Below are 17,226 nucleotides of genomic sequence, written 5' to 3' on the forward strand. Positions count from 1 at the left end.
GAGTAGATTTATGTCTATAGACTGGAACTGGGGGATTTTTTTACAAGAAGCCCCGTTCGGCAACACCACCTATCTCGGCTGGCTCTGGAGTGGTTTCCAGGTCACCGTCGCGCTTTCAATCACCGCATGGATTATTGCTTTCCTGATAGGTTCCCTATTCGGCATCTTACGCACCGTTCCCAACCGTTTCCTTTCCGGGATAGGCACGTTGTATGTTGAACTGTTTCGTAACGTTCCGCTGATCGTACAATTTTTTACCTGGTATCTGGTAATCCCGGAACTGCTCCCAGAAAACATTGGCATGTGGTTCAAGGCTGAGTTGGATCCCAACATCCAGTTTTTCCTCTCCTCAATGCTCTGCCTGGGGCTGTTTACCGCCGCCCGCGTTTGTGAGCAGGTGCGCGCCGCGATTCAGTCTTTGCCTCGCGGACAAAAAAACGCCGCGCTGGCGATGGGGCTGACGCTACCGCAGGCCTATCGCTATGTTCTGCTGCCCAACGCCTACCGCGTGATCGTACCGCCGATGACATCAGAAATGATGAACCTGGTGAAAAACTCCGCCATCGCCTCAACCATCGGTCTGGTCGATATGGCAGCACAGGCAGGCAAGCTGCTGGATTACTCTGCCCACGCCTGGGAGTCGTTTACGGCTATCACCCTTGCCTACGTCTTGATTAACGCCTTTATTATGCTGGTGATGAATCTGGTTGAACGTAAAACTCGCCTGCCTGGCAATTTGGGAGGCAAATAATGTACGAATTTGACTGGAGTTCCATTGTCCCCTCCCTGCCGTATCTGCTGGATGGGCTGATGATCACGCTGAAAATTACCGTTACGGCGGTCATTATTGGCATCGTTTGGGGAACTATCCTTGCGGTAATGCGTCTGTCCAGCTTCGCGCCCATTGCCTGGTTTGCGAAGATCTACGTGAACGTATTCCGCTCTATTCCGCTGGTCATGGTGCTGCTGTGGTTCTATCTGATTGTACCAGGGTTCTTACAGAACGTATTAGGCCTGTCACCGAAAACCGATATTCGTCTGATCTCAGCGATGGTGGCGTTTTCGATGTTTGAAGCGGCGTACTACTCAGAGATTATCCGTGCCGGGATCCAGAGTATTTCTCGTGGACAGTCCAGCGCCGCGCTGGCGTTAGGGATGACCCACTGGCAGTCGATGAAGCTCATTATTCTGCCGCAGGCATTTCGCGCGATGGTGCCGTTGCTGCTAACCCAGGGCATCGTTCTATTCCAGGATACCTCGCTAGTCTACGTATTAAGTCTTGCAGATTTCTTCCGTACCGCCTCCACCATTGGCGAGCGTGACGGCACACAGGTCGAGATGATCCTGTTCGCTGGCGCCGTCTATTTTGTATTCAGTCTGAGCGCATCGTTGTTGGTCAGCTATTTGAAGAAAAGGACAGTTTAATGATTACCCTGAAAAATGTTTCTAAATGGTATGGTCACTTTCAGGTTCTGACCGACTGCTCCACGGAAGTTAAAAAAGGTGAAGTGGTGGTAGTTTGCGGTCCGTCAGGCTCCGGTAAATCGACGCTGATCAAAACGGTAAACGGCCTGGAGCCAGTGCAGCAGGGTGTGATCACCGTTGACGGTACCGTCGTGAATGACAAAAAAACCGATCTGGCCAAACTGCGTTCTCGCGTGGGCATGGTCTTCCAGCACTTTGAACTGTTCCCACATTTGTCGATCATCGAAAACTTGACCCTGGCCCAGGTAAAAGTACTTAAACGCGATAAAAAGCCTGCTCGCGACAAAGCACAAAAACTGCTTGAGCGCGTAGGACTGTCGGCCCATGCCGATAAGTTTCCGGCCCAGCTTTCTGGTGGACAGCAGCAGCGCGTGGCCATTGCCCGGGCGCTGTGTATGGATCCTATCGCCATGTTGTTTGATGAACCCACCTCAGCGCTCGATCCAGAAATGATCAACGAGGTGCTGGACGTCATGGTCGAGCTGGCTCATGAAGGGATGACCATGATGGTGGTCACCCACGAAATGGGCTTCGCTCGGAAAGTGGCGAACCGGGTAATCTTTATGGATGAGGGTAAGATTGTGGAAGACTCGCCGAAAGAAGAGTTCTTTGCCAATCCAAAATCAGACCGCGCCAAAGACTTCCTCGCCAAAATATTGCATTAATCTTTCCGGCGCGCACATCAAAGTGCGCGCCAAATCACGCTTTCTTTCTTCGCATCTCGAATCACATACAGCCCGGCGTTAACCTTGTCACGAAGTCCCACCCACAAGGAGTCACAATGGCACTTCCGATCCTTTTTGATTGCGATCCAGGTCATGACGACGCTATCGCAATGGTTCTCGCCCTCGCCTCACCGGAACTTGATGTTAAAGCCATAACATCCTCAGCGGGCAACCAGACGCCTGATAAAACCCTGCGTAATGTGTTGCGTATGTTAACGCTGCTCAACCGATCGGATATTCCCGTTGCCGGAGGCGCGTTGAAGCCCCTGATGCGCGAGTTGATAATTGCCGATAACGTTCACGGAGAAAGTGGCCTAGACGGCCCCGTACTGCCGGAGCCGGCATTTGCCCCGCAAAGTTGTACAGCCGTGGAGTTAATGGCGAAAACCCTGCGCGAAAGTCCGGAACCGGTCACGATTGTATCAACTGGCCCCCAAACTAACGTAGCACTGCTGCTGAATAGCCACCCCGAGTTGCATAAGAAAATCGCCCGTATTGTGATTATGGGCGGCGCGATGGGACTCGGAAATTGGACACCGGCTGCTGAGTTCAATATTTATGTTGATCCCGAAGCGGCAGAGATGGTGTTTCAATCAGGTATTCCGGTAGTGATGGCTGGGCTGGACGTCACACATAAAGCACAAATTCATCGTGAAGACACCGAGCGATTGCGCGCGATTGGCAATCCTGTGGCGAGCATTGTCGCTGAGTTACTGGATTTCTTCTTCGAATATCACAAAGACGAGAAATGGGGATTCAAAGGCGCACCGCTACATGATCCATGCACCATTGCCTGGTTACTGAAGCCCGAACTGTTTACCACCGTTGAACGCTGGGTCGGCGTAGAGACGCAGGGAAAATACACGCAGGGAATGACCGTAGTGGATTACTATTTCCTGAGCGGAAATAAACCCAACGCCACGGTTATGGTTGACGTTGACCGGCAAGGTTTTGTCGATCTGCTGGCCGAACGGCTCAGGTTTTACGCCTGACATTTATCATTAAGTGCGTAGGCCGGATAAGACGCGTCGCGTCGCATCCGGCACAAAAAATCACGGCTCAAATGGTCTGCGCTGGAACTGATCGTGACCACATTTCGGGCATAGCGGCAGCACGTCTGGCGTGTAAACGGCTAAATGGAAGTGGCATTTCTCACAGACCAGATTCCCCAACCCGACCACCTCACCACTGTGATAAACCCCGTGATGACTCAGGTCCTGGAATACTTCGCGCCATTCAAGCTGGGTTTTATCGGTAATATCCGCCAGTTCTTGCCAGATACTCTCTTTGATGACCCGCATAAAAACGCTGTCAGTCTCCTCATCAAGACTCTCTTCATAACTGATCGCGAACTCTTCAAGGTCGCGTCTGACGGCCCTGGTGAGTTCTTCTACCTCGGTTCGCGTTAACTCCCCGGTCTGCATAACTCGCTGACGAGCCTGGTCCACCAGCGCATCGATATCGCGTTCACCATTGCGTAGACGTTCGCTAAGTGACGTCACCAGTTCACGGTAATATTGAGCAACCTTGTTCATCGCTTCGCCTCCTGGGTCGTTAACTGTCTATAATAATAGACGTTATTTACACTACGCTTTGCAAGACTGTCCACAGAGTATGTAAATTCGTGCAATATTTATCCTTGCGGGAATTCAATGCTGAATGCGCGAAAGGCTGTTTTGACGCGGACGTTTGGGCTATGCTATGCGGATCTGAAACACCACATCTAAAGCTACGTTTGTAGCTGTATTGAAAACAGGACCACTGGCTGCCATGCAAGAGCAATACCGCCCGGAAGAGATAGAATCCAAAGTACAGCTTCACTGGGATGAGAAGCGCACATTTGAAGTTACCGAAGACGAGAGCAAAGAGAAGTATTACTGCCTGTCTATGCTTCCCTATCCTTCTGGTCGACTACACATGGGCCACGTACGTAACTACACTATCGGTGATGTGATCGCCCGCTATCAGCGTATGCTGGGCAAAAACGTTCTGCAGCCGATTGGCTGGGATGCATTCGGCCTGCCAGCTGAAGGCGCGGCGGTGAAAAACAATACCGCGCCTGCTCCATGGACGTACGACAACATCGCTTACATGAAGAACCAGCTCAAAATGCTGGGCTTCGGCTATGACTGGAGCCGTGAGTTGGCGACCTGCACCCCGGAATATTACCGTTGGGAGCAAAAGTTCTTCACTGAACTGTACAAAAAAGGTCTGGTGTACAAGAAAACCTCTGCGGTCAACTGGTGCCCTAACGACCAGACAGTACTGGCGAACGAACAGGTTATTGACGGCTGCTGCTGGCGTTGTGATACCAAAGTTGAGCGAAAAGAGATCCCGCAGTGGTTCATCAAAATCACCGCATACGCTGACGAACTGCTGCGCGACCTGGACCGTCTGGATCACTGGCCTGACACCGTAAAAACGATGCAGCGCAACTGGATTGGCCGCTCTGAAGGCGTGGAGATCACCTTTGATGTCAACGGTTATGACAACACGCTGACCGTTTACACCACCCGCCCGGACACCTTTATGGGTGCCACTTATCTGGCCGTTGCCGCAGGTCACCCGTTGGCGCAGAAAGCCGCGGCGAATAACCCGGAACTGGCGGCGTTTGTTGACGAATGCCGCAACACCAAGGTTGCCGAGGCTGAAATGGCGACCATGGAGAAGAAAGGCGTCGACACTGGCTTTAAAGCGATTCATCCGCTGACCGGTGAAGAGATCCCGGTTTGGGCTGCAAACTTCGTGCTGATGGAATACGGTACAGGTGCCGTGATGGCCGTGCCGGGTCACGATCAGCGCGACTACGAGTTCGCAACCAAATATGGTCTGAGCATCAAGCCAGTTATCCTGGCGGCTGACGGTTCAGAACCGGATCTGTCTGAGAAGGCACTGACCGAGAAAGGCGTGCTGTTTAACTCTGGTGAGTTTAACGGTCTCGATTTCGAAGCGGCTTTCAACGCCATTGCCGACAAGCTTGTCGAAAAAGGTGTGGGTGAGCGTAAAGTTAACTACCGTCTGCGTGACTGGGGCGTTTCCCGTCAGCGTTACTGGGGCGCTCCAATCCCAATGGTCACGCTGGAAGATGGCACCGTGTTGCCAACCCCAGAAGATCAGCTGCCGGTTATTCTGCCGGAAGATGTGGTGATGGACGGTATCACCAGCCCGATTAAAGCCGACCCAGAGTGGGCAAAAACCACCGTTAACGGTATGCCGGCTCTGCGTGAAACCGACACCTTTGATACCTTTATGGAATCATCCTGGTACTATGCGCGCTACACCTGCCCGCAGTATCAGGAAGGCATGCTGGACTCTAAGGCTGCCAACTACTGGCTGCCGGTTGATATCTACATTGGCGGTATCGAACACGCCATCATGCACCTGCTCTATTTCCGTTTCTTCCACAAGCTGATGCGTGACGCGGGCATGGTAAACTCTGACGAACCGGCTAAACAGCTGCTGTGTCAGGGCATGGTGCTGGCGGATGCCTTCTACTACGTCGGTGCCAACGGCGAGCGTAACTGGGTTTCTCCGGTTGATGCTATCGTTGAGCGCGATGAAAAAGGCCGTATCGTGAAGGCGCAGGACGCCGAAGGTCATGAACTGGTCTATACCGGCATGAGCAAGATGTCCAAGTCAAAAAACAACGGTATCGACCCGCAGGTGATGGTTGAGCGTTACGGCGCAGACACCGTGCGTCTGTTCATGATGTTCGCCTCTCCGGCTGATATGACGCTTGAATGGCAGGAATCCGGTGTTGAAGGAGCTAACCGCTTCCTGAAACGTGTCTGGAAACTGGTTTACGAACACACCAGCAAAGGTGATGTTGCGGCCCTGAACGTTGACGCATTGAGCGACGATCAGAAAGCGCTACGTCGCGATGTTCACAAAACTATTGCGAAAGTGACCGATGATATCGGCCGTCGTCAGACCTTTAACACCGCGATTGCGGCGGTTATGGAACTGATGAACAAGCTGGCGAAAGCACCGCAGGAAGACGAGCAGGACAGAGCTCTGATGCAGGAAGCGTTGCTGGCCGTTGTGCGTATGCTCAACCCGTTCACCCCGCACGTATGCTTCACCTTGTGGCATGCGCTGAAGGGCGAAGGCGATATCGACAACGCACCGTGGCCGGTTGCTGACGACAGCGCAATGGTCGAAGACTCAACGCTGGTTGTGGTGCAGGTGAACGGTAAAGTACGTGGAAAAATCACCGTTCCAGTCAACGCCACCGAAGAGCAAGTGCGTGAACGTGCTGGCCAGGAGCATCTGGTAGCAAAATATCTTGATGGCGTTACCGTACGTAAAGTGATTTATGTACCGGGTAAACTCCTCAATCTGGTCGTTGGCTAAGCGCGGGAGGAAGCGTGCGACATCTGACAACTCTGTTGTTATCCCTGGTGGTGCTGGTCACCGCTGGGTGTGGTTGGCATCTGCGTAGTACTACGCAGGTACCGCCCACAATGAAAACTATGATCCTGGACTCTGGCGATCCGAACGGCCCGTTAAGCCGCGCGGTACGCAACCAGTTACGTCTGAACGACATCGAACTGCTCGAAAGCGGTTCTATGCGTAAAGACGTGCCGTCCCTGCGTCTGGGCGGCGTGAGTATCTCGAAAGACACGGCATCGGTATTCCAAAACGGTCAAACCGCCGAATACCAGATGGTGATGACTGTCAAAGCTTCCGTTCTGATTCCGGGTCACGACATTTATCCGATTAGTGCCAAGGTCTATCGTTCGTTCTTTGATAACTCACAGGCTGCACTGGCGAAGGATAACGAGCAGGATATGATCATCAAAGAAATGTATGACAAAGCGGCCGAACAGTTGATTCGTAAGCTGCCAAGCATACATATTGCTGATACTCAGTCATCCAGTGATGACGTACAGCCTGCTGAGAATGAAACAGCCGCGCCAACGTCTTCTCAGGCGCGTGTTTCCACCACGCTGGGTAACTGATGCTCAAGTTGTACCCTGAACAACTCCGCGCACAGCTCAAAGAAGGGCTGCGCGCGGCGTACTTATTACTGGGCAACGATCCCCTCTTGTTGCAGGAAAGCCAGGATGCCGTCCGTCTGGCCGCCACTGTGCAAGGATTCGAAGAACACCACACGTTCACCCTCGATACCAGCACTGACTGGGGGGCTATTTTTTCCCTCTGCCAGGCCATGAGCCTATTTGCCAGCCGGCAGACATTACTTCTACAACTGCCTGAAAACGGCCCTAATGCCGCCATTAACGAACAACTCGCCACGCTGGTTACCCTGCTGCATGACGATCTGCTGCTGATTGTTCGCGGCAACAAGCTGACCAAAGCACAGGAAAATGCCGCGTGGTATACCAGTCTGGCGAGCCATGCTGTTCAGGTGAGCTGCCAGACGCCAGAGCAGGCGCAGCTCCCTCGCTGGGTTGCCGCCAGAGCGAAACAAAGCAACCTGCAACTGGACGAAGCCGCCAATCAGCTATTATGTTATTGCTATGAAGGTAACCTATTAGCCCTGGCGCAGGCGCTGGAGCGGTTATCATTGCTGTGGCCTGATGGAAAACTCACGTTGCCTCGTGTGGAGCAAGCGGTTAACGATGCGGCGCACTTTACCCCCTTCCATTGGGTCGATGCGCTGTTGATGGGCAAAAGTAAACGCGCGCTACATATCCTGCAGCAACTGCGCCTTGAAGGCAGTGAGCCGGTTATTCTGCTGCGCACGATACAGCGTGAATTACTGTTACTGGTCAACTTGAAAAGGCAATCAGCCCACACACCATTACGCGCCTTGTTTGATAAGCATCGGGTATGGCAAAACCGCCGCGGCATGATGGGTGATGCACTAAACCGGCTGTCATCTGAGCAATTACGCCAGGCGGTACAGTTGTTAACGCGCACGGAAATTACGCTTAAACAAGATTATGGTCAGTCAGTATGGGCCGAGCTTGAGGGACTTTCTCTTCTGCTCTGCCATAAATCACTGGCAGATGTTTTTATTGATGGTTGATATGAAATCATTACAGGCTTTGTTCGGTGGCACCTTTGATCCGGTGCATTATGGTCATCTTAAACCCGTGGAAATTCTGGCTAATCTGATTGGCCTATCACGGGTGATTATCATGCCTAATAATGTGCCGCCGCATCGTGCGCAACCCGAAGCCTCCAGCGCACAGCGTAAACAGATGCTTGAGCTGGCAATTGCTGACAAGCCTTTGTTTATCCTGGATGAACGTGAGCTAAAACGAGATACGGCCTCTTACACCGCCCAAACTCTCAAGGAGTGGCGCGAGGAACAAGGGCCACTCGCGCCGCTGGCGTTTATTATTGGTCAGGACTCACTGCTCACCTTTCCTTCCTGGCACGATTCCGACACCATTCTGGACAATACCCATCTCATCGTCTGCCGACGACCGGGGTATCCGCTGGAGATGGCGCAGGCGCAGCACCAGCAGTGGCTCGAACGTCATCTGACTCATTCGCCAGATGACCTGCACCAGCTTCCTGCCGGGAAAATTTACCTGGCAGAAACCCCTTGGTTCAATATCTCCGCTACCCTTATCCGCGAACGACTGGAACACGGTGAGCCGTGTGACGATTTAATGCCAGACTCCGTGCTGGACTATATCAATCAGCAAGGGTTGTACCGCTAAGCGTGTAGCGTAATGCCGCCAGCAGGCGGTTGTTCTCTTCAGCGCCACGGACAGCCACCCGGTAGTAACGCGCATCCAGCCCCGGATAGTTAGCGCAACTGCGGATCAACACATGCTGTTCCAGCAATGATTTTTGCAAATCTAAACCCGGTCTTTCGCAGCGTAACAGGCGATAATTTGCCCGTCCGGGATACACCGTCAGGCCAGGCAGATTTTGCAGTTGTTGATCGAATCGGTTCCCCTCATGCGCCAGCCATTCCCATGTCGCCTGCTGATAGACGCTATCGTGGAGAATCATTTCGCCCGCCAGTGCGGCAAAGGCATTGATTGACCAGGGCATTTGCCGGCTGCGCAGGTGTGCTACCGCCTGCTCGTTGCTGTTAACCAGATATCCCAGGCGCAGGCCGGGTATCGCATAAAATTTGGTGAGTGAACGCAAAACCCAGATGTGCGGATTCTCTTGCAACAGCGGAATAAACCCCTGTTCCCCGGCGATAAAATCGATAAACGCTTCATCGAGGATCAATGCGATCCCGAGCTGTTTACAACGCCGAGCTATCTCCTGCAACAGGTGATGTTCGGGCAACAGCCCGGTGGGATTGTTAGGTGTACACAGGAACAGGCAATCCAGCTCCGGGGTAAGAGCATCGAGAATCTCTCCGGTCAGCTGCCAACCGTCCTCTTCGCGCAGCGCAAACTCGTGTATTGCGCATTCGCCCCATTGCAGTGCCCGGCGATATTCCGCAAATCCGGGAATGACGATCATCGCATGACGCGGCTTAAGACCATCAACCAACGTAAAGATCGACTCCGTCTCCCCGTTACCGGCGAGGATCCACGACGCAGGAACATGATGGTGCTCCGCCAGAGTGGCATGCAAATGGGCGTAATCCACATCCGGATAGCGCTCAGCACGGTCCAAATTGTCGATTAGTGCGCGTTTTAAGCTTGCCGGCATACCCAGCGGGTTAATATTCGCGCTAAAATCCAGCAATTGCCCAGGCGAGATGCCCAATAATGCGGCGGCTTCCCGGGTGTTACCGCCATGCGCGCTCTTTAATAAAGACATCATGCCGCTCCAGTTTTAAAAGGGTATTTTATTGAAAAGTCACTGCGCAATCAGGGCAAATATCATGTTTTGTGCGAATAGCCTCACGAGGGAAAAATGAGACTCTGGTTAGTACGTCATGGAGAAACCGACGCCAACGTTGCCGGGTTATACAGCGGTCATGCCCCTACATCGCTCACTCAGCGGGGAATAACCCAAGCTGAAACACTGGCCGCACTATTACACAACGTTCCTTTCGACCACGTCCTCTGCAGCGAGCTTGAACGCGCGCGCCATACCACGCAGTTGCTCTTAGCAGGGCGCGACGTTCCACTGCGGATCATGCCCGAGCTTAATGAAATGTTCTTTGGCGACTGGGAAATGCGCCACCATCGCGATCTGGCGCGTGAGGACGCAGAAAACTATGCGCTGTGGTGTAACGACTGGCAGAATGCGACCCCCACCAACGGCGAAGGTTTTCAGGCATTTTCACAGCGAGTTGAGCGCTTCATTGCCCAACTTGCTGATTATAAAAATTCGCAGAACCTTCTGGTGGTCAGCCATCAGGGCGTACTCAGCGTGCTGATCGCCCGGCTCATGTCAATGCCCGCGGCATCAATGTGGCATTTCCGCGTTGAACAAGGGTGCTGGAGCGCAATTGATTTCTGCGACGATTTTGCGGTGCTGAAAGTGTTAAACAGCCGAGCCATCTGGCGCGAGGGGGAGTGAATACACGGTTTTTTCTGTCGAAGGGGCTCGCGCCCATTGACACCCCATGACAGGCTGCTATTCTCCGCAGCCTGACTTTTCCCGCCTTTCAGAGCTTTGCAGAAATTGTTTTACAAAAATGGCGATGCATTCTGTTGCGTGGGGTGGGATGATAGCGCACCTCAAAAGCGCTTTCGGAGACATTTGTCCCGATATCGCCTCTGGTTCAGGTATACTAACAAGCCTTTTTAACTCTTTTCACCCAGGGGGAACACTTGCAGGGTAAAGCACTTCAGGATTTTGTAATCGACAAAATTGATGACCTTAAAGGTCAAGACATCATCGCCTTAGACGTTCAGGGCAAATCCAGCATCACTGACTGCATGATTATCTGCACCGGCACATCCAGCCGCCATGTCATGTCTATCGCTGACCACGTTGTTCAGGAATCTCGCGCCGCTGGCCTGCTGCCGCTTGGCGTTGAAGGTGAGAACGTGGCCGACTGGATCGTCGTCGATCTCGGCGAGGTGATTGTCCACGTTTTACAGGAAGAAAGCCGTCGCCTGTATGAACTGGAAAAACTCTGGAGTTAATGCGTGAAGCTGCAACTTGTCGCTGTGGGTACGAAAATGCCTGACTGGGTGCAAACCGGTTTTACGGAGTATCTCCGTCGGTTTCCAAAAGACATGCCTTTTGAGCTTATCGAGATCCCAGCAGGAAAACGCGGCAAGAACGCGGATATTAAACGCATACTCGATAAAGAGGGTGAACAGATGCTGGCTGCCGCTGGCAAAAATCGCATCGTCACCCTTGATATCCCAGGAAAACCCTGGGACACGCCGCAACTGGCAACCGAGCTGGAACGCTGGAAACTGGATGGTCGTGACGTCAGTCTGCTGATTGGCGGACCGGAAGGATTGTCTCCAGCCTGTAAGGCTGCCGCGGAGCAAAGCTGGTCACTCTCTGCATTAACCCTTCCCCACCCTCTTGTTCGGGTTCTGGTGGCAGAGAGTCTGTACAGAGCGTGGAGCATTACCACCAACCACCCTTATCACCGTGAGTGATCATTGAGTCTTGAGTAGATTAAGCAGCGGATGAAACTACAGAATTCTTTTCGCGACTATACGGCTGAGTCCGCGCTGTTTGTGCGTCGGGCGCTGGTTGCTTTTTTGGGGATTTTGCTGCTCACTGGCGTGCTGATCGCCAACCTGTATAACCTGCAAATCGTTCGTTTCACCGATTATCAGACCCGTTCAAACGAAAACCGCATCAAACTGGTGCCAATCGCCCCCAGTCGCGGCATCATTTATGACCGCAACGGCATTCCCCTGGCCCTCAACCGCACCATTTACCAGATAGAAATGATGCCTGAGAAGGTCGATAACGTTCAGCAAACGCTGGATGCGCTGCGGGAAGTGGTTGATCTCAATGACGACGATATTGCCGCCTTTAAAAAAGAACGAGCACGTTCCCACCGCTTTACGTCCATTCCGGTGAAAACCAATCTGACGGAAGTGCAGGTTGCACGCTTTGCCGTCAATCAATATCGTTTTCCCGGTGTGGAAGTCAAAGGCTATAAGCGCCGTTACTATCCCTACGGCTCTGCGCTAACTCACGTCATTGGTTACGTCTCAAAAATTAACGATAAAGACGTTGAACGCCTGGACAAAGACGGCAAGCTCGCCAACTACGCCGCTACCCACGATATCGGTAAGCTGGGTATTGAACGTTATTACGAAGACGTTCTGCATGGTCAGACCGGTTACGAAGAAGTTGAAGTCAACAACCGTGGTCGCGTGATTCGCCAATTGAAAGAAGTGGCGCCTCAGGCCGGGCACGATATCTATTTAACGCTGGATTTAAAGCTCCAGCAGTATATTGAAACCCTGCTGGCCGGCAGTCGTGCCGCCGTGGTGGTCACTGACCCGCGTACCGGCGGCGTGCTGGCGCTGGTTTCTATGCCCAGCTACGATCCCAACCTGTTTGTGGACGGTATCTCCAGCAAAGATTATGCAGGGTTGCTCAATGACCCCAATACCCCACTGGTTAACCGCGCGACGCAAGGTGTTTACCCCCCTGCCTCAACCGTTAAGCCTTACGTGGCGGTATCCGCACTAAGCGCGGGCGTGATTACCCGTAATACCGGGCTGTTCGATCCAGGCTGGTGGCAGTTGCCCGGTTCTGAAAAACGTTATCGCGACTGGAAAAAGTGGGGGCATGGTCATCTGAACATAACCCGCTCACTGGAGGAATCTGCGGATACGTTTTTCTACCAAATCGCCTATGATATGGGGATAGACCGTCTTTCAGAGTGGATGAGTAAATTCGGCTATGGCCATTATACGGGGATCGATCTGGCCGAAGAGCGAGCCGGTAATATGCCAACGCGTGAATGGAAGCAAAAACGGTTTAAAAAGCCATGGTACCAGGGTGATACTATTCCGGTGGGCATCGGTCAGGGGTACTGGACAGCAACCCCTATTCAGATGAGTAAATCGCTGATGATTCTTATCAACGACGGCGTGGTAAAAGTCCCGCATCTGCTGATGAGCACCACGGAAAACGGCAAGCAGGTGCCATGGGTTCAGCCGCATGAGCCGCCGGTGGGTGACATTCATTCCGGTTACTGGGAAATTGCCAAAGACGGTATGTACGGTGTTGCAAACCGTCCTAACGGTACCGCGCATAAATATTTTGCCGGTGCACCGTATAAAATTGCGGCAAAATCCGGTACCGCTCAGGTCTTCGGTCTGAAAGCCAATGAAACCTATAATGCGCATAAAATTGCCGAACGTTTACGCGACCATAAGCTGATGATCGCATTTGCGCCCTACGATAAACCCGAGGTCTCTGTCGCGATTATCCTCGAAAACGGCGGGGCCGGTGCGCCTGTAGGTACCATCATGCGCCAGATCCTTGACCATATTATGTTGGGCGACAACAACACCAATCTGCCTGCGGAAAACCCGGTGGCTACCGCAGCTGAGGACCAATAATCGTGACGGATAATCCGAACAAAAAAACGTTCTGGGATAAAATTCACATCGATCCCACGATGTTGCTTATTTTGCTGGCACTGCTGGTTTACAGCTCGCTGGTTATCTGGAGCGCCAGCGGCCAGGATATTGGCATGATGGAGCGTAAGGTCGGCCAAATAGCCATGGGTCTGGTCATCATGGTGGTGATGGCGCAGATCCCTCCCAGGGTCTACGAAGGCTGGGCCCCCTATCTCTATATTGTCTGTATTATTCTGCTGGTAGCGGTAGATGCCTTTGGGGCCATTTCTAAAGGCGCACAGCGCTGGCTGGACCTCGGCATTGTGCGTTTTCAGCCGTCTGAAATTGCTAAAATTGCAGTCCCGCTGATGGTAGCACGCTTTATCAACCGTGATGTTTGTCCGCCGTCGCTGAAGAATACCGCTATCGCGCTGGTGTTGATTTTCATGCCTACGCTGCTGGTTGCCGCGCAACCTGACCTCGGGACCTCTATCCTTGTTGCCCTTTCCGGCCTGTTTGTGCTGTTCCTGTCGGGCTTAAGCTGGCGCTTAATCGGCGTGGCCGTGGTTCTGGTCGCCGCATTTATCCCGATACTGTGGTTCTTCTTGATGCATGATTACCAGCGTCAGCGCGTAATGATGCTTCTCGACCCTGAAACCGACCCACTGGGCGCGGGATATCACATTATTCAGTCTAAAATTGCTATTGGTTCCGGCGGTCTGAGCGGCAAAGGCTGGCTGCACGGTACGCAGTCACAGCTTGAATTTTTACCCGAACGCCACACCGACTTTATCTTTGCGGTGTTAGCCGAAGAGCTTGGGCTAGTAGGGATCTTAATTCTGCTGGCGCTGTACATTTTGCTGATTATGCGTGGGCTATGGATTGCCGCCCGAGCGCAAACCACTTTTGGTCGCGTCATGGCCGGTGGTTTAATGTTGATATTATTCGTTTATGTCTTCGTAAATATTGGTATGGTGAGCGGTATTCTGCCCGTAGTAGGGGTTCCACTCCCGCTGGTCAGTTACGGAGGCTCTGCACTGATTGTGCTGATGGCCGGGTTCGGGATTGTGATGTCGATCCACACCCATAGAAAAATGTTGTCAAAAAGCGTGTAAGGGGTACGCAATGCGTAAGCAGTGGCTTGGAATCTGCATCGCAGCAGGAATGCTCGCGGCGTGTTCGAATGATGATGGTCAGCAACAGGGTGCTGTCGCGCCGCAACCAGCGGTGTGTAATGGTCCGATTGTTGAAATCAGCGGAGCCGATCCGCGTTTTGAACCCCTGAACCCAACGGCTAATCAGGATTACCAGCGTGATGGTAAAAGCTATAAAATTGTTCAGGATCCCTCTCGCTTTAGCCAGGCCGGATTGGCCGCAATCTATGATGCGGAACCCGGCAGCAATTTAACCGCATCTGGTGAGGCATTCGATCCCATGCAGCTCACCGCTGCGCATCCGACATTACCGGTTCCCAGCTACGCCCGAATTACCAACCTGGCAAACGGCAGGATGATCGTCGTACGGATTAACGATCGTGGTCCTTATGGCAACGATCGCGTGATTTCACTTTCACGCGCTGCGGCCGATCGTCTGAACACCTCGAACAATACGAAAGTGCGTATTGATCCGATAATCGTCGCGCAAGACGGTTCGTTGTCAGGCCCTGGTATGGCGTGTACGACGGTCGCAAAACAGACTTACGCCCTGCCGTCTCGTCCTGATTTAAGCGGGGGTAACACTATGCCTTCTGCACCGGACGCAGACCAGCCGCAAGGCGATATTCGTCCTATCAGTAATTCAACGCTGAAAAGCGATGACGCTACCGGTGCGCCAGTTAACAGCAATGGTTTCCTTGGTGCGCCAACTACGCTCGCCGCAGGCGTGCTCGAAGGCAGCGAACCCACACCGGCTCCACAGCCCGTAACAACAGCGCCTGCAACAGTGTCAGCACCGGTATCTGCTCCGGCCGCTGCTACACCCGTTGCTGCAACCAATGGCCGTTATTTCGTTCAGGTGGGTGCCGTCAGCGAGCAGGCCCGTGCGCAGCAGTACCAAAAACGACTGAGCCAGCAGTTTGGCGTGCCGGGCCGCGTGGTACAAAACGGTGCCGTATGGCGTATCCAGATGGGGCCGTTCACCAGCAAAGCGGAAGCCAGTACATTGCAGCAGCGCCTGCAATCCGAAGCGCAATTACAGTCCTTCATCACCGGCGTGTAGTAACGTAAAGCAGGCACCCATTCTGTCAATTTCTGTCAATGACATTAACAAAGTCATGTGGAAAGTCGGATGCCTGTAAGTTACGCATTTGCTATAGTAGGGCACTTTTTTTACTTTCATCACGGACGTCGTAGTTCAGACCATGAAGACCACTTTTTCCGCTCGTTTCGTGCAGCGCATCGCGCTCACCGCGGCTCTCTGCGCAGCCTCTCTCTCTGCTGCCCATGCCGATGACCTGAATATTAAAACCATGATCCCGGGCGTTCCGCAGATCGACGCGGAGTCCTATATCCTGATTGATTACAATTCAGGAAAGGTTCTGGCCGAACAGAATGCGGACACTCGCCGCGACCCCGCCAGCCTGACCAAAATGATGACCAGCTATGTCATCGGTCAGGCCATGAAAGCCGGGAAATTCAAAGAAACCGATTTGGTCACCGTGGGCAATGACGCGTGGGCTACCGGTAACCCGGTGTTTAAAGGTTCATCGCTGATGTTTCTGAAACCGGGAATGCAGGTTCCCGTTTCACAATTGATCCGTGGTATTAACCTGCAATCCGGCAACGACGCGTGCGTGGCAATGGCTGACTTTGCTGCCGGTAGTCAGGATGCTTTCGTCGGCCTGATGAACAGCTATGTTAATGCGCTGGGACTGAAAAACACCCACTTCCAGACCGTCCACGGTCTGGATGCTGAAGGTCAGTACAGCTCAGCACGTGACATGGCGTTGATTGGTCAGGCGCTGATTCGCGACGTGCCTAACGAATACTCTATCTACCGAGAAAAAGAGTTCACTTTCAACGGCATTCGTCAGTTAAACCGTAACGGCCTGCTGTGGGATAACAGCCTGAATGTTGACGGGATTAAAACCGGTCACACCGATAAAGCGGGCTATAACCTGGTGGCATCCGCAACCGAAGGTCAGATGCGTCTGATCTCTGCCGTCATGGGCGGTCGTACCTATAAAGGTCGTGAAACCGAAAGCAAAAAGCTGCTGACCTGGGGCTTCCGTTTCTTTGAAACCGTGAACCCACTGAAGGTCGGCAAAGAATTTGCCTCTGAACCGGCCTGGTTTGGTAATACCGATCGTGCCTCGTTAGGTGTTGATAAAGATGTCTACCTAACCATTCCGCGCGGCCGTATGAAAGATCTGAAAGCGAGCTATGTGCTGAACACCACTGAACTGCACGCGCCGCTGCAGAAAAACCAGGTTGTCGGCACCATCAATTTCCAGCTCGATGGCAAAACCATTGAACAGCGCCCGCTGGTGGTCCTGCAGGAAATCCCTGAAGGCAACTTCTTTGGTAAAATCATTGATTACATTAAATTAATGTTTCATCACTGGTTTGGCTAAAAATTGAGCACTTGAAAGTGTGATTTACGTCCCCATATACTAGGTATCCAGATAACTC

The 17,226-nt window shown here is 52.8% G+C and carries 17 protein-coding genes; 15 read left to right on the forward strand and 2 right to left on the reverse strand.

Annotated features, from left to right (window positions below; translation table 11 throughout):
- Positions 1-10 precede the first annotated feature (10 nt).
- The 4 genes from gltJ (at position 11) to rihA (ending at position 3,202) form a co-directional block, all read left to right on the forward strand.
- Positions 11-751, forward strand: a complete 741-nt coding sequence (gltJ, locus tag AC3ITF_RS15910; protein WP_096757888.1) for a glutamate/aspartate ABC transporter permease GltJ — start codon at positions 11-13, stop codon at positions 749-751.
- Positions 751-1,425 carry a glutamate/aspartate ABC transporter permease GltK gene (gltK, locus tag AC3ITF_RS15915; protein WP_096757889.1) on the forward strand — a complete coding sequence of 225 codons (675 nt, stop codon included), beginning with the start codon at positions 751-753 and terminating at the stop codon, positions 1,423-1,425. The genes gltJ and gltK overlap by 1 nt, the downstream gene beginning before the upstream one ends.
- Positions 1,425-2,150 (forward strand): glutamate/aspartate ABC transporter ATP-binding protein GltL, encoded by a 726-nt coding sequence (gene gltL, locus AC3ITF_RS15920; protein WP_096757890.1) that lies wholly within the window; start codon positions 1,425-1,427, stop codon positions 2,148-2,150. The genes gltK and gltL overlap by 1 nt, the downstream gene beginning before the upstream one ends.
- A 116-nt stretch (positions 2,151-2,266) precedes the next feature.
- Positions 2,267-3,202, forward strand: a complete 936-nt coding sequence (rihA, locus tag AC3ITF_RS15925) for a pyrimidine-specific ribonucleoside hydrolase RihA (protein WP_117342226.1) — start codon at positions 2,267-2,269, stop codon at positions 3,200-3,202.
- A 60-nt stretch (positions 3,203-3,262) separates the two neighbouring features.
- On the opposite strand, the gene AC3ITF_RS15930 is transcribed toward rihA, so the two are convergent.
- The gene (locus AC3ITF_RS15930; protein WP_115259097.1) at positions 3,263-3,745 is read right to left on the reverse strand and encodes a zinc ribbon-containing protein; all 483 of its coding nucleotides are present in this window, start codon (positions 3,743-3,745) and stop codon (positions 3,263-3,265) included.
- A 235-nt stretch (positions 3,746-3,980) separates the two neighbouring features.
- Here AC3ITF_RS15930 and leuS point away from each other — a divergent pair, with 235 nt between their 5' ends.
- Genes leuS through nadD form a run of 4 tightly spaced genes read left to right on the forward strand, consistent with a single transcriptional unit; the run spans position 3,981 to position 8,845 of the window.
- On the forward strand, positions 3,981-6,563 hold the full coding sequence (gene leuS, locus AC3ITF_RS15935) for a leucine--tRNA ligase (protein WP_115259098.1): 2,583 nt from the start codon (positions 3,981-3,983) through the stop codon (positions 6,561-6,563).
- A 14-nt stretch (positions 6,564-6,577) separates the two neighbouring features.
- Positions 6,578-7,171 carry an LPS assembly lipoprotein LptE gene (gene lptE / locus AC3ITF_RS15940; RefSeq protein WP_117342225.1) on the forward strand — a complete coding sequence of 198 codons (594 nt, stop codon included), beginning with the start codon at positions 6,578-6,580 and terminating at the stop codon, positions 7,169-7,171.
- Entirely contained in the window at positions 7,171-8,202 is a 1,032-nt protein-coding gene (holA, locus tag AC3ITF_RS15945) for a DNA polymerase III subunit delta (RefSeq protein WP_115259100.1), read from the forward strand. Before lptE ends, holA begins: the two co-directional genes overlap by 1 nt.
- A gap of 1 nt (position 8,203) precedes the next feature.
- Positions 8,204-8,845: a nicotinate-nucleotide adenylyltransferase gene (nadD, locus tag AC3ITF_RS15950; RefSeq protein WP_115259978.1), complete on the forward strand. Its 642-nt coding sequence runs from the start codon at positions 8,204-8,206 to the stop codon at positions 8,843-8,845.
- On the opposite strand, the gene cobD is transcribed toward nadD, so the two are convergent.
- Positions 8,820-9,914, reverse strand: a complete 1,095-nt coding sequence (cobD, locus tag AC3ITF_RS15955) for a threonine-phosphate decarboxylase CobD (RefSeq protein ID WP_489176450.1) — start codon at positions 9,912-9,914, stop codon at positions 8,820-8,822. The genes nadD and cobD overlap by 26 nt on opposite strands.
- Positions 9,915-10,010: 96 nt before the next feature.
- Here cobD and AC3ITF_RS15960 point away from each other — a divergent pair, with 96 nt between their 5' ends.
- From AC3ITF_RS15960 to dacA, 7 genes are all read left to right on the forward strand, one after another.
- Positions 10,011-10,622 (forward strand): adenosylcobalamin/alpha-ribazole phosphatase, encoded by a 612-nt coding sequence (locus AC3ITF_RS15960; RefSeq protein ID WP_117342222.1) that lies wholly within the window; start codon positions 10,011-10,013, stop codon positions 10,620-10,622.
- A gap of 254 nt (positions 10,623-10,876) precedes the next feature.
- Positions 10,877-11,194: a ribosome silencing factor gene (gene rsfS, locus AC3ITF_RS15965; protein WP_096757898.1), complete on the forward strand. Its 318-nt coding sequence runs from the start codon at positions 10,877-10,879 to the stop codon at positions 11,192-11,194.
- Between the two features lie 3 nt (positions 11,195-11,197).
- On the forward strand, positions 11,198-11,665 hold the full coding sequence (rlmH, locus tag AC3ITF_RS15970; RefSeq protein ID WP_003022725.1) for a 23S rRNA (pseudouridine(1915)-N(3))-methyltransferase RlmH: 468 nt from the start codon (positions 11,198-11,200) through the stop codon (positions 11,663-11,665).
- Positions 11,666-11,695: 30 nt separating this feature from the next.
- A complete protein-coding gene (gene mrdA / locus AC3ITF_RS15975; RefSeq protein ID WP_096757899.1) occupies positions 11,696-13,597 on the forward strand; it encodes a peptidoglycan DD-transpeptidase MrdA in 1,902 nt (633 codons plus the stop codon).
- Between the two features lie 2 nt (positions 13,598-13,599).
- Positions 13,600-14,712, forward strand: a complete 1,113-nt coding sequence (mrdB, locus tag AC3ITF_RS15980) for a peptidoglycan glycosyltransferase MrdB (protein ID WP_096757900.1) — start codon at positions 13,600-13,602, stop codon at positions 14,710-14,712.
- Positions 14,713-14,722: 10 nt separating this feature from the next.
- On the forward strand, positions 14,723-15,814 hold the full coding sequence (gene rlpA, locus AC3ITF_RS15985; protein ID WP_489175823.1) for an endolytic peptidoglycan transglycosylase RlpA: 1,092 nt from the start codon (positions 14,723-14,725) through the stop codon (positions 15,812-15,814).
- A 142-nt stretch (positions 15,815-15,956) separates the two neighbouring features.
- Positions 15,957-17,168, forward strand: coding sequence for a D-alanyl-D-alanine carboxypeptidase DacA (gene dacA / locus AC3ITF_RS15990; RefSeq protein ID WP_096757902.1), 1,212 nt, complete (start codon positions 15,957-15,959; stop codon positions 17,166-17,168).
- Positions 17,169-17,226 lie beyond the last annotated feature (58 nt).

This window comes from Citrobacter sp. KH_055_1, assembly GCF_057838705.1.

Coding starts and splice junctions, on each gene's coding strand:
- dacA (WP_096757902.1), top strand. CDS start 15,957: ATGAAGACCACTTTTTCCGCTCGTTTCGTGCAGCGCATCGCGCTCACC.
- cobD (WP_489176450.1), bottom strand. CDS start 9,914: ATGTCTTTATTAAAGAGCGCGCATGGCGGTAACACCCGGGAAGCCGCC.
- rlpA (WP_489175823.1), top strand. CDS start 14,723: ATGCGTAAGCAGTGGCTTGGAATCTGCATCGCAGCAGGAATGCTCGCG.
- gltJ (WP_096757888.1), top strand. CDS start 11: ATGTCTATAGACTGGAACTGGGGGATTTTTTTACAAGAAGCCCCGTTC.
- mrdA (WP_096757899.1), top strand. CDS start 11,696: ATGAAACTACAGAATTCTTTTCGCGACTATACGGCTGAGTCCGCGCTG.
- nadD (WP_115259978.1), top strand. CDS start 8,204: ATGAAATCATTACAGGCTTTGTTCGGTGGCACCTTTGATCCGGTGCAT.
- rihA (WP_117342226.1), top strand. CDS start 2,267: ATGGCACTTCCGATCCTTTTTGATTGCGATCCAGGTCATGACGACGCT.
- gltK (WP_096757889.1), top strand. CDS start 751: ATGTACGAATTTGACTGGAGTTCCATTGTCCCCTCCCTGCCGTATCTG.
- AC3ITF_RS15930 (WP_115259097.1), bottom strand. CDS start 3,745: ATGAACAAGGTTGCTCAATATTACCGTGAACTGGTGACGTCACTTAGC.
- AC3ITF_RS15960 (WP_117342222.1), top strand. CDS start 10,011: ATGAGACTCTGGTTAGTACGTCATGGAGAAACCGACGCCAACGTTGCC.
- holA (WP_115259100.1), top strand. CDS start 7,171: ATGCTCAAGTTGTACCCTGAACAACTCCGCGCACAGCTCAAAGAAGGG.
- leuS (WP_115259098.1), top strand. CDS start 3,981: ATGCAAGAGCAATACCGCCCGGAAGAGATAGAATCCAAAGTACAGCTT.
- gltL (WP_096757890.1), top strand. CDS start 1,425: ATGATTACCCTGAAAAATGTTTCTAAATGGTATGGTCACTTTCAGGTT.